Below are 12,579 nucleotides of genomic sequence, written 5' to 3'. Positions count from 1 at the left end.
TCGGCCTGAGGGCCTCGTATATACAGAAGGAGGAATTGTCTGATGAGTAAAGTAATCGGTATTGACTTAGGTACAACCAACTCTTGTGTGGCTGTTATGGAGGGCGGCGAAGCCGTTGTAATTCCAAATCCGGAAGGCGCACGCACAACCCCTTCGGTTGTTGGTTTCAAAAAGGATGGAGAACGTACTGTAGGTGAAACAGCAAAACGCCAAGCGATCACAAACCCGGATCGTACAATTATGTCCATCAAGCGTCACATGGGTACAAACTATAAAGAAAACATTGACGGCAAGGAATACTCCGCACAAGAAATTTCTGCTATGATTTTGCAAAAGCTGAAATCCGATGCTGAAGCTTACCTGGGACAAACGGTAACTCAAGCCGTTATCACGGTTCCAGCTTACTTCAATGACAGCCAACGTCAAGCAACCAAGGATGCAGGTAAAATCGCGGGTCTGGAAGTGCTGCGTATTGTCAACGAGCCAACAGCAGCTGCACTGGCATACGGTATGGAAAAATCCGAAGACCAAACAATTCTTGTTTATGACCTGGGTGGCGGTACATTCGACGTATCCATTCTGGAACTGGGCGACGGTTTCTTCGAAGTTAAAGCGACAAGCGGCGACAACAAGCTGGGCGGCGATGACTTCGACCAAGTGATTATTGATTACCTCGTAACGGAGTTCAAAAAAGATCAAGGTATCGACCTGAGCAAGGATAAAGCAGCTGTACAACGTTTGAAGGATGCGGCGGAAAAAGCGAAAAAAGAGCTGTCCGGCATACTGACAACGACGATTTCCCTGCCGTTCATTACGGTAGCTGACGGCGTTCCACAGCATTTGGAGTTGAACCTGACTCGTGCGAAATTTGAGGAATTGTCTGAAGGTCTGGTAGAACGTACTTTGGGACCTACTCGTCAAGCGATGAAAGATTCAGGCATGAGTGCCAGCGACATCGACAAAATCGTTCTGGTCGGCGGTTCCACACGTATTCCGGCTGTACAGGAAGCCATTAAGAAACTGACAGGCAAAGACCCTCATAAAGGCGTAAACCCTGATGAAGTGGTAGCTTTGGGTGCCGCAGTTCAAGCAGGCGTACTGACAGGTGATGTGAAAGACGTCGTTCTCCTCGACGTAACTCCACTGTCCCTCGGTATTGAAACCGCAGGTGGCGTATTCACTAAAATGATCGAGCGTAACACGACAATCCCTACGAGCAAATCGCAGGTGTTCTCGACGTATGCCGACAACCAGCCTAGCGTGGAAATCCACGTATTGCAGGGTGAACGTGAAATGGCAGCAGGCAACAAAACGCTGGGCCGTTTCCAACTGGGAGATATTCCTCCAGCACCACGCGGTGTACCGCAAATCGAGGTTACCTTTGATCTGGATGCCAACGGTATCGTGAACGTATCCGCTACAGATAAAGGTACAGGCAAGAGCCAAAAAATTACGATCACATCCTCCAGCGGCTTGAGCGACGAGGAAGTAGAACGTATGATGAAAGACGCTGAGCTGCATGCGGAAGAAGATAAAAAACGCAAAGATCTGGTAGAAGCGAAAAATTCTGCGGACCAACTGATTTACTCCGTAGACAAAACGATCAAGGATCTGGGCGAAAAAGCGGATGCAGGCGAAGTCGAAAAAGCGAATGCAGCTAAAGAAAATCTGCAAAAAACGCTGGAAACTGACAACCTGGAAGACATCAAAAAGGCTACTGAAGAGCTGACTGAGATCGTTCAGCAGTTGTCCGTGAAGCTGTATGAGCAAGCTGCTCAAGAAGCACAGGCTCAACAAGCTCAAGACGGCGCAGCAGACAGCAAAGGCCGCGATAATGTGGTTGACGCGGACTATGAAGTTGTTGACGAAGACAAGAAGAAAGACTAAGCTACGGATCGGGTAGTGGTAGTAGCATTACGGTACACCGGTGCGTTATAATATACTGAATGAAAAGAAGCAGCGTAGCTGCCTTGATAAATAACGATTAGCCGAAGGGTATCAGTTATTTTCAGAATAAATAAGCATATTACGGATTGTACTGCCTTGAAATGATGGGAAGGTCAAAGCCGGGTCATCCCGTGCCTTTGACTTTCCTTTTATATGTAGTGCAGACACGTTGTAGGCATGGGGGTGGAACATTGGCTGATAAGCGCGATTATTATGAGGTGCTGGGCGTCGCGAAGGGCGCTTCGGATGAAGATGTTAAAAAGGCTTACCGTAAGCTGGCGCGTCAGTATCATCCGGACGTGAACAAGGCTGCGGACGCGGAAACCAAATTTAAAGAAGTGAAAGAGGCTTATGACATTCTCAGTGATGGTCAGAAGCGGGCAAGATATGATCAATATGGTCATGTAGACCCGAATCAGGGCATGGGAGGCGGCTTCGGTGGTGGAGCCGACTTTGGTGGCGGATTTGGCGATATTTTTGATATGTTTTTTGGTGGTGGCGGTAACGGTCGTCGTGATCCGAATGCACCGCAGCGTGGCAATGATCTTCAATATACGATGACGATCGAATTCAAGGAAGCCGTATTCGGCAAGGAAACCGACATTAACATTGAGCGGACGGAAACGTGCGATACGTGTCACGGTACGGGAGCCAAAAAGGGTACTCAACCACAAACCTGTTCCGTCTGCCACGGTAGCGGACAAGAAGAAGTGGTACAGAATACACCGTTTGGCCGAATGGTTAACCGTCGCGCCTGCTCGAACTGTGGCGGTTCTGGTAAAATCATTAAAGAGAAATGTACCACTTGTAGCGGTTCTGGCCGTGTGCGCAAGCAGCGTAAAATTCATATCCGCATTCCGGCGGGTGTGGATGACGGCGCGCAAATGCGTATCAATGGTGAAGGCGAAGGCGGTGTCAACGGAGGACCGGCAGGTGATCTGTATGTCGTTTTCCGTGTGAAGTCGCATGACTTCTTTGAGCGTGAGGGAGACGACATTTACTGTGAAATTCCGCTGACGTTTTCGCAGGCAGCGTTGGGAGATGAAGTCGAAATTCCGACGCTGACCGAGAAAGTGAAGCTGAAAGTTCCAGCTGGTACACAAACAGGAACATACTTCCGTCTTAAGGGCAAGGGTGTACCAAAACTTCGTGGCGTAGGTCAGGGTGACCAGCACATTAAGGTGGTTGTGGTAACGCCTAGCAAGCTGAGTGAGGAACAGAAGGAATTGCTGCGTCAGTTCTCTTCGCTTAGTGGTGAGCAGACACATGAGAATGAGCAATCCTTTTTTGACCGTGTGAAGCGCGCCTTCCGAGGCGACTAAGCCAGGGTAGACTCGCGGAGCATCAACCATGAATCGGAGGGAACTGTTCCGCCATTGCGGAGTAGTTCCCTTTTTTTATGCAAATTCACGTAAACACATACATAACCATTTTTGTATAAACATATGGACTATTTAGCTTTAAACATGATGCATGAAAGGGTGAGTTCTATCAAAGAGTCACAGCCTAGGCAGCGTCGGGGGAAGTCGCTATTCAAGCTCAGAGGGCTGATTACGTTGCTGGTTTGTCTGGTTATGGCGCTGGTGCTCCTGCCTGTAACTTTGTTATTTGCCGAGAGAGTTGAGCATGAAACCGAAATGGGACTGGAGGAAAAAGCGATGTCCATCGCACGTACACTTTCCCATACGCCGCTTGTTATTAAGCATTTGCAGCAGTCTGATTCGTCTTCCTCCATGCAGAAGTATGTGCAGAAGGTTTCATCTGCTAATCATGTTCAGTTTATCGTAGTTATGGATATGAAGGGCATTCGCAAAACACACCCGGATCCCAGGATGATCGGCAAAGCCTTTGCTGGTGGAGATGAATACACTGCACTTCATGGTCATGAGAGTGTATCTGTTGCGAAGGGAACATTGGGCTTGTCCATGCGCGCTTTTTCTCCCGTATTCAGCTCGACGGGGAAGCAGCTGGGAGCGATTGTCGTCGGTATATCCATGCAAGATGTACTGAGGGCTCAGGGAGGCAATTACCGCCTTATTGCTATCGCCATTGGCGTAGGAATGTTAATCGGTGCCGGAGGGGCTGTTGTGCTGGCCCGTAAAATCAAAAATATGCTGTTTGGTCTGGAGCCACCGGAAATCGCACGTTTGCTGGAGGAACGCAACGCTATGCTGCAATCCATTAAGGAAGGCGTCATTGCGGTGGATGAATCCGGACGTGTTATGTTAATGAATGCGGAAGCGATTCGCCTGCTCAGGCAAGCGGGAATTGAGGATATCTCGTCTTCAGGGCAGGAGATTAACGCTTATTTGTCCGCTTTTCGATTACAAGAGGTTTTGGCGGCAGGCACTCCACGAATGGATGAGGACATGGAACTGGGGGGAATAACCTTGCTCACCACCAGTGTTCCGATCCGGGTCAAAGGGGGAATTGTGGGTGCAATTGTAACTTTTCGGGATAAAACGGAGGTAAACCAGCTTGCCGAACGTTTAACTGGAGTGTCCCTGTATACGGAGGCGCTGCGTGCACAGGCTCACGAATTTATGAACAAGCTGCATGTCATTATGGGGATGGTACACTTACGAATGTACGATAAACTGGAGCATTACATCTTGGATGCCGTTGAGCATCACCAAGTGGAGATTGGCTCGATTACCCGGCAGATAAGGGACCCAGTGATGGCGGGCTTTGTTTTGGGGAAATTAAGCCGGGCCAGAGAGGTGGGTGTGAGCTTCGAATTGACTCCGGGCAGCTATTTGCCTGAATCTGCTTGCACCCAAACCATTCATGAACTGATAACCATTCTGGGGAATCTGTTTGATAATGCTGTGGAGGCAATGGAATCTTTGGAGCACAAGCGGATTATCTTGACGCTTTATTATGAGGAAAATCAGAAGAACGGCTGTCTGACATGTGTAATAAGTGATAATGGACCTGGTGTACCGGAACCTCTCGTAGAGGCAATATTTGAAAAGGGATTTTCGACCAAGGGAGAGTCACGGGGAATGGGGCTTTATCTGGTAACGCAAAGTGTGAAAAGATTAAAAGGAACCATAAAGCTGATTCCGGCTGAGCAAGGGTGCTGTTTTCAGATTAAGATTCCATACACCATAATGGGGAATGATGAACATGATTAATGTCTTAATTGTAGAAGATGATCCGATGGTTGCCGAGTTTAACCGCAAATATACGGAGCAGGTGGAGGGCTTTCGATGTGGAGGCTGGGCTACTTCCGTGGAAGATGCCAAGGAATTTCTGGAAGAACAAGCAATTGATCTGATTTTGCTGGATGTGTATATGCAGAAAAGCAATGGACTTGATTTGCTGGCTTTTATTCGTGAGACAGGAATCAATGTGGATGTCATCGTGATTTCGGCTGCAAGCGATATGAACAGTATCAAAAAAGCGATGAATTTCGGCGCGGTGGATTATTTGATTAAGCCGTTTCACTTTAACCGTTTTCTGGAGGCGCTCACGGGTTATCGGGAGCATGTTAGTATCGTGCGTGAGCGTAGCTTGCTTTCGCAGGAGGAGTTGGATCGGCTGCTTTATCATAAAAGCTCGACTAAAGAGCTGGCCCGGCTACCCAAAGGAGTAACCAAATCCACGCTGGCCATGATATGGAACTGTATCCGGCAGCATGAAGCGATGCTATTTTCCACCGAGGATATTGCGGAGGGTGCAGGGATATCCAGAGTATCTATGCGGAAGTATCTTGCTTTTTTGACGGAAATTGAGGCACTTGCCATGGAAACCATATACGGCACCATTGGACGACCTGTTTATCAGTATCGAATTTTACCGCAGGCAGAGGAAATCATGGGCGGTTATATTTAAGCTCTCTTTTTGATTACTTTAATTACAAAAGTGAATGATTAGTTCTAAAACCAAATAAAGCGTTTTCCGAGGTGTAGAATGGAAGCATGGTCATCATTCTTCACTACAAGGAGGGAGCTTTATGGAAAATGCTACAAACCAGCCGGTCATTCAAAAGTGGCAAAAAGGGCGTAAAAATCCTGCAGACGGCATCAGGATGCTGGGCAGGATAAAAGTGGGGGTTATTCCGCTTCCGCTTTACGTCGTGATTGCGTTGATTGTATACGCAGCTGCGATTACACAGAGACTTCCGAACGATCTGCTGGGCGGGTTTGCTGTTATTATGATTTTAGGCATATTGCTCAGTGATCTGGGGGCAAAAACTCCGCTGCTCAAGCATATTGGTGGTCCGGCCATTCTGTCACTCATGGTTCCATCGTTGATGGTATTTTGGAACATGTTTCCTCCATCTGCGATGGGGGCTGTACACATGCTGATGAAAACCTCGAATTTTCTTTATTTTTATATCGCTTGTCTGGTCACCGGAAGTATTCTGGGTATGGATCGGAAGATGCTGATGAATGGAATTGTCAAAATTTTTGCCCCCATTATAATAGGCTCTATTGCAGCGGTAGCAGTAGGTATGGTAGTGGGTATGGCTTTTGGCTACAGCGCCTATCATACGTTTTTTTACATCATTATTCCGATTATCTCCGGCGGGATTGGAGAAGGGATTCTACCATTATCCATTTCGTATGGATTGGTGCTGGGCAAGGATTCAGCGGTATTCGTATCCCAGTTTATCCCGGCCGCAATCATTGGTAATATTGTTGCCATCATAGGTGCGGGTATTTTGAAAAAAATGGCAGATAAAAATCCTCATACTTCTGGTAACGGGAAGTTGTTGAAACTTGATAAAGAAGGGGGAAAATTATCTCCGGCGAGTCTGGAACAACCTGTTTCGTTTCCATTGATGGGTGGGGGGTTGCTGCTAGCCTGTACTTTCTTTATTGTAGGTAAACTGCTGGAGCCGTATCTTCATATTCCTGGCCCGATTCTGATGATTCTGGCTGCGGCCTTAATGAAGTGTATTCAAGCGATGCCGGCCCAGATAGAGCAGGGAGCTTTTCATTTGTACAAATGTATTGCGGCAAGTCTGACATGGCCGTTGATGGTGGGATTGGGTATTTTGTATGTGCCTTTGGATAGCGTGGTCGGAATTCTGACAATTCCTTATGCCATAACCTGTGCATCCGTTGTGGTTGCATTGATTGTTGCTGGATACTTCACAGGAAAATGGATTAACATGTACCCGGTGGAAGCTGCGTTGGTGACCAGTTGTCGTGGCGGATTGGGCGGTACGGGGGATGTAGCGATCCTGTCTGCATCGAATCGTATGGAGTTGATGCCTTTTGCGCAAATAGCAACACGCATTGGCGGGGCAGCCACAGTCATTTTAGCAACCTTGTTACTCAATTTATGGAGCTGAAAGTCTATACCAAAGCCTGATAATCTATAACAAATGTACAGAAAAAAATACAGACATGAAGGGATGGAGAGAAGCATGAGTAGTTTAACAGAAGAGATCAGACAATTACATGAGGGCGGTAAAATGGAGACCCAACCGAAGCAGCCGATTGCAAGCATGGAGGAGCTATCCAAGATTTATACCCCCGGCGTAGCTGAAATATGTATGGAAATTGCAAATGATCCAGCTAAAGCGTATCAATTAACGATCAAAAAAAATACAGTGGCGGTCGTATCGGACGGAACAGCGGTGCTAGGATTGGGAGATATCGGACCAGAGGCGGCTATGCCTGTGATGGAAGGTAAGGCGGTTCTGTTCAAACAATTTGCAGGTGTAGACGCATTTCCAATCTGCCTTAATACGAAGGACCCTGATGAAATTGTTCAAATTGTCAAAATGATTGCCCCTGCCTTTGGTGGTATTAATTTGGAGGATATCTCTTCACCGCGCTGCTTTGAGATTGAGAGACGATTAAAAGAGGAGCTGGACATTCCGGTATTTCATGATGATCAGCATGGTACGGCCGTCGTCGTGTTAGCAGGTCTGGTGAATGCATTGAAGGTATGTGGCAAAAAAATAGAGGATGTCAAAGTCGTATTTGCAGGTATCGGTGCGGCGGGTACGGCTTGCTCTCGGATGTTGCTCAAGGCGGGTGTACGCAATCTGATCGGCGTTGATCGACAGGGAGCCATTCATCGTGGCGTGGAATATAGCAATCCACATTGGACGGAGTATGCGAGCATGACCAATCCGTACAATTTGAGTGGCAGTTTATCCGAGGTGATTATAGGGGCCGATGTGTTCATCGGTCTGTCAGGCCCGGATTTACTGGGTGTGCAGGATATTCAGAGCATGGCTGCTGATTCTATCGTCTTCGCCATGGCGAATCCGAAGCCGGAGATTGACCCAGCCTTAGCAGTCCCTTATGTGCGTGTTCTGGCTACGGGCCGCTCTGATTATCCTAATCAGATTAACAATGTGCTGTGCTTTCCCGGAATTTTTCGGGGGGCGTTGGATTGTCATGCCTCGACAATTAATGAGGAAATGAAGCTGGCTGCCGGGCTTGCTATTGCTGATGCGATCAGTCCTGAGGAGCTAAGTGAAACTTATATCATACCTAATGTGTTTAATCCGAAGGTGGTCTCTAAGGTTCGTGATGCTGTCATTCGCGCTGCGTGGGAGACAGGAGTAGCCAAGGCAGGTAAAGCTCCTGCCGCTGCATTGCACCCGCAAAAGCTATAGTCTTCACAAACTACTTTCCAACCGTTTCAGCATACTAAACTCGGTGTTGTTTGTTCCGTTCAGCCTTTGTGGGGAATATAAATCCGCGCCAATGAGCAGGATATAGCAAAGCGCAACTGTCTATGTTCTTGAACAGGAGGTTGCGCTCAATACCACACAGGGAGTTTTGGGGATGAGTGAAAAAAATATTTTGGCCTATTTCAAAAGCCCCGAGGAAGCACAAGGAGCAGCTAGAAAGCTGGAAGCTCTCCGGGCAGCAGATGTATCTATAGACCGATTTAGCCGCTATCCCCGACAGTCTATGGGCAACGCTGGATTACCTGTATTTGCGGGGCAAATTACCAGCTTGTCCTCACTGACGCAGGGAGTGGAGTTTACGGATGCAACTCCAGCGATACTGGCTGCGGCTGATCCATCTGCCAGCGGCATGAGTGACGGCGGGCAAGGTGGGCCGACAGGCCGCGATATATTGTTAACCGCTGTGGTGGATGAATCCATTCATCATCAGGCGATGTCTATTGTGGAACAAGCGGGTGGTATGCTATGAAAACGTTGGAAGGAGCTGTGACAGATGCCCACAAACAAACGGTTCGATAAAGTGCTGACCAAAACCGAGAAAATCAAGCGTGCACAATCTGCTAAAAATGAGGATGTTGAATTCTCGGCAGAGCAGGCAGATGCTCAAGATTTGGAAGCGATCCGGCGCGGTGAAGTAGCTGATCGTCGTCAAGAGCGCATCATAAACGACAGCGAGTAGAATTCAATAAGACGGGTCATCCCTATCATTAAATATGATTTGTGGGATTGCCCGTCTTATTTGTGTTTCATCCTCTTGTCTATTTAATTATCCGCTATAGGCTGTTGCGCTAAAAACAAGGGGACCGGAGACGAAAGCAGTAGTCGCAGGCGTTTGATTTTCAATAATCAGTTGATAGTTTTGCACGCCCAGAGGTGCAACATCTACCGTTTCGACATTAATGATAATGTTGTCGTCAAACAGATTAGTCTGTAGTCCGTAATAAATTTCCTTGCCAGCTCTCCATATACGTACAAGTGTTCTAATATTGCCCGCACCAACAAAACGCAAGCCTATGGATGCCTTTAATTCTACCCGATTGTTAACAGCTCCAGGAATAGTCGGATCAATAAATACGGAAGCAGTAGCAATCCCTAGTCCGGCTGGAGAAATAGGAACCGGAAGACTAATCCCATTGGTAATAGGTGTGATGACAGCAGCATTATAATCCAAAACGGTTTTGGCCATTATAAGTCACTCCTTCTTAGAATATACTATATTGTATGTACTAGAGTTAAGGAGGCTTGGACTAAAAGAGTGGGCAACATGCACAAGTTCTACAAAACATTTTGCACTTCGATGGTACTATCTTTTTTGAACTCCTATGCATGTATATAGTACAATATAGAGTATGCATGTGAAATGAGGAGGAAATGAAAACCATGTTGTGGCATGAAATTACAATACATACAACCGAAGAAGCCGTCGAAATGATTTCGAATTTTCTGCACGAAGCAGGTGCGGGAGGGGTTTCCATTGAAGAATCCGGTTCGCTGAACAAACCACGCGATACGTCCTACGGACAGTGGTATGATCGGCCCTTGAATGACATTCCTGAAGGACAAGCGACCATCAAGGGTTATTTTGCCGAAGAAGTTGAGATGGACAGCATCCGCTCGCAAATTGAGCCACGCGTCGAAGAATTGAGAACATTCGATATTGACCCTGGCGAGGTTCGGTATGAGCTGAAAACGGTCAATGAGGATGACTGGGCGAATGCCTGGAAGCAATATTTCAAGCCATTGCGTGTGTCGAATCGTCTAACGATCAAACCGACTTGGGAAGCCTATGAGCCTGCCAGTGAAGATGAAAAAATTATTGAGCTGGACCCCGGCATGGCCTTTGGCACCGGAACGCATCCCACCACATCACTTTGTCTGAGAGCGTTGGAGTCTGTGATTAAGGGTGGAGAGGAAGTCATTGATGTGGGCACAGGCTCCGGCATTTTGGCGATTGGAGCCGTGCAACTGGGAGCGAAGCATGTACTGGCTCTGGACCTTGATCCCGTAGCGGTATCCAGTGCGCGGGAAAATACCCATCTGAATGGGTTGGAGGATCGCATTACCATTAAAGAGAGCGATCTGCTGTCCGTGCTGAATGCGAGCGATCCGACGCTGGGTATCCAGTTGCCAGTCAAGCTGGTGGTTGCTAATATTCTGGCGGAAATTATTTTGCTGTTTATTGAGGATGTGTACAAGGCTCTGGAGCCAGGTGGTATTTATATCGCTTCAGGGATTTGGAAGAACAAAGAAGAGGTTGTCGAAAACGCATTGAAGGCGGCGGGCTTCGACATTGCCGAAACGTGCCGGGATGAGGATTGGCTGGCGTTTGTGGCGAGAAAGAGGTAACTATGGATTTTTTACAAAATATTTTTCGTGTGAAGTTAGAGGTTCTTCCTTTTTACTTGCTGGCTCTGATCATTTCTTTTACGGTGCATGAATTTGCGCATGCGTATTATGCCAATAAATTCGGTGACCCTACAGCCAAGCTGCTGGGACGCGTGACTTTAAATCCGGCAGTGCATATTGATCTGATGGGTATGTTGCTGCTGCTGATCGGGGGCTTTGGCTGGGCCAAACCGGTTCCGGTCAATCGCGACAATTTCAGTCGTCCACGTTCTATGGGGATTGTCGTGTCTGCCGCTGGGCCGCTGAGCAATTTGCTGCTTGCCTTTGTGGCTACCCTGATTTATGCGGTGCTGCTTCATTTTCAGGTGCTGCCGAATATCGAGAATCAGCGGGTGGCTCAGGCCATCAACTTGTTTATCAATTCACTGATTAGTTTGAATCTGTTTTTGTTTATTTTTAATTTAATTCCGCTGCCACCGTTGGATGGTTACCGGATTGTGGAGGATGTGGCCCCTACACCGTTGCGCCGCAAACTTCAGCATTTTGAGCAGTGGTCCATCTTTATTTTTCTGTTGATCCTTGTTATCCCGCAGGTGCGGGCGGTGACGATTGAGCCGCTGTATGTGCTATCCCAGACGATTTATGTACAGTTTTTGCAGTTCGCTTTTTACATCATCGGATTATTTGGAGCCTAACGGCTCCTTTTTTGCGGGTATGGACGGTAGTATAACAATTGGAGCAGCAACATACTGGTCATCCGGGCGCAAAAGATGATATGATGGTGCTTGGTGATTTATTCGGATATTGTACAGAACCCAATGGATAACAGTTATTTTCAGAATAGGTGTGAGAGACAATGCAGCGTTATTTTATTCCGGCAGAGCAGTTTCTGGAAGACCATGTGATCGTGGCAGGTGAGGATGCGCGACATATTGCCAAGGTCATGCGCGGTCGTAGCGGTGACAAAATTATAGTCAGCGATGGGGTATCGAGGGAAGCGTTGGCTGCGCTGGATACGATAGAACAGGATCGTGTGACGGCGACGATCGTCGAGCCGCTGGAGATGACCTCCGAACCACATGTGCAGGTCACCATTGCCCAAAGTCTTCCCAAGGGAGACAAGATGGAGACCGTTATGCAAAAATGTACAGAAATCGGAGCAGCGGGGTTTGTACCGTTTTTGTCCGAGCGTACGGTCGTGCAGTATGATGCCAAAAAGGAAGGCAAGCGGCTGGAGCGCTGGCGCAAGATTGTGAAGGAAGCGGCTGAGCAAAGCCACCGTAACCGGATTCCGGAAATTAGCGCGCCGATGACGTGGAAGGAGCTGCTGGCTTCTTTTTCGCAGTATGATTTGATATGCTATTGTTTTGAAAAAGAGCAGGGGCGGCAGCTACGGGACGTGATTCAGCCTTTGGCAGGACAATGGACGTCGATGGACAAGCCACGTGTTCTGCTGGTAGTGGGGCCGGAAGGCGGCTTCAGCGAATCGGAGAGCCTGGAGGCCGAGCAGGCCGGGGCGCAGTCTACGGGGTTGGGAAGACGCATTTTGCGTGCGGAAACCGCAGGTATGGCTGCATTGGCTTGCATTTTATATGAGTCAGGAGAAATGGGAGGGGTTTAAT

12 protein-coding genes are annotated in these 12,579 nt (G+C 47.9%); 11 read left to right on the top strand and 1 reads right to left on the bottom strand.

Translation table 11 applies throughout. From position 1 onward, the window contains the following. Positions 1–42 precede the first annotated feature (42 nt). From dnaK to ACIFQM_RS06775, 8 genes are all read left to right on the top strand, one after another. Positions 43–1,887, top strand: a complete 1,845-nt coding sequence (dnaK, locus tag ACIFQM_RS06810) for a molecular chaperone DnaK (RefSeq protein WP_430040808.1) — start codon at positions 43–45, stop codon at positions 1,885–1,887. A gap of 251 nt (positions 1,888–2,138) precedes the next feature. After that, positions 2,139–3,269 (top strand): molecular chaperone DnaJ, encoded by a 1,131-nt coding sequence (gene dnaJ, locus ACIFQM_RS06805; RefSeq protein WP_430040809.1) that lies wholly within the window; start codon positions 2,139–2,141, stop codon positions 3,267–3,269. 159 nt (positions 3,270–3,428) lie between these two features. Beyond that, the gene (gene dcuS / locus ACIFQM_RS06800) at positions 3,429–5,084 is read left to right on the top strand and encodes a DcuS/MalK family sensor histidine kinase (protein WP_430048095.1); all 1,656 of its coding nucleotides are present in this window, start codon (positions 3,429–3,431) and stop codon (positions 5,082–5,084) included. Next, positions 5,077–5,784: a two-component system response regulator DcuR gene (dcuR, locus tag ACIFQM_RS06795; RefSeq protein WP_430040811.1), complete on the top strand. Its 708-nt coding sequence runs from the start codon at positions 5,077–5,079 to the stop codon at positions 5,782–5,784. Before dcuS ends, dcuR begins: the two co-directional genes overlap by 8 nt. A gap of 121 nt (positions 5,785–5,905) precedes the next feature. Further along, complete coding sequence (locus tag ACIFQM_RS06790; protein ID WP_430040812.1) at positions 5,906–7,252, top strand: 2-hydroxycarboxylate transporter family protein; 1,347 nt, start codon at positions 5,906–5,908, stop codon at positions 7,250–7,252. Between the two features lie 75 nt (positions 7,253–7,327). After that, the gene (locus ACIFQM_RS06785) at positions 7,328–8,533 is read left to right on the top strand and encodes an NAD(P)-dependent malic enzyme (RefSeq protein ID WP_430040813.1); all 1,206 of its coding nucleotides are present in this window, start codon (positions 7,328–7,330) and stop codon (positions 8,531–8,533) included. A gap of 172 nt (positions 8,534–8,705) precedes the next feature. Beyond that, positions 8,706–9,080, top strand: coding sequence for a hypothetical protein (locus ACIFQM_RS06780; protein ID WP_430040814.1), 375 nt, complete (start codon positions 8,706–8,708; stop codon positions 9,078–9,080). A gap of 24 nt (positions 9,081–9,104) precedes the next feature. Further along, a complete protein-coding gene (locus tag ACIFQM_RS06775; protein ID WP_044645104.1) occupies positions 9,105–9,290 on the top strand; it encodes a YfhD family protein in 186 nt (61 codons plus the stop codon). Positions 9,291–9,377: 87 nt separating this feature from the next. Here the strand turns inward: ACIFQM_RS06775 and ACIFQM_RS06770 are convergent, their stop codons facing one another. Next, on the bottom strand, positions 9,378–9,797 hold the full coding sequence (locus ACIFQM_RS06770) for a hypothetical protein (protein ID WP_283652550.1): 420 nt from the start codon (positions 9,795–9,797) through the stop codon (positions 9,378–9,380). Between the two features lie 194 nt (positions 9,798–9,991). On the opposite strand from ACIFQM_RS06770, the gene prmA reads away from it, so the two are divergent. The 3 genes from prmA (at position 9,992) to ACIFQM_RS06755 (ending at position 12,578) form a co-directional block, all read left to right on the top strand. Beyond that, positions 9,992–10,957, top strand: a complete 966-nt coding sequence (prmA, locus tag ACIFQM_RS06765) for a 50S ribosomal protein L11 methyltransferase (protein WP_430040815.1) — start codon at positions 9,992–9,994, stop codon at positions 10,955–10,957. Positions 10,958–10,959: 2 nt separating this feature from the next. Next, a complete protein-coding gene (locus ACIFQM_RS06760) occupies positions 10,960–11,652 on the top strand; it encodes a site-2 protease family protein (protein ID WP_430040816.1) in 693 nt (230 codons plus the stop codon). 161 nt (positions 11,653–11,813) lie between these two features. Beyond that, positions 11,814–12,578, top strand: a complete 765-nt coding sequence (locus ACIFQM_RS06755; protein WP_430040817.1) for a 16S rRNA (uracil(1498)-N(3))-methyltransferase — start codon at positions 11,814–11,816, stop codon at positions 12,576–12,578. The last annotated feature ends 1 nt before the right edge of the window (position 12,579 follow it).

Origin of the sequence: Paenibacillus sp. NRS-1782, assembly GCF_050467685.1 — a bacterium.
Taxonomy (GTDB): Bacteria; Bacillota; Bacilli; order Paenibacillales; family Paenibacillaceae; genus Paenibacillus; species Paenibacillus terrae_A.
This window is presented reverse-complemented; position numbering and strand designations above follow the sequence as displayed.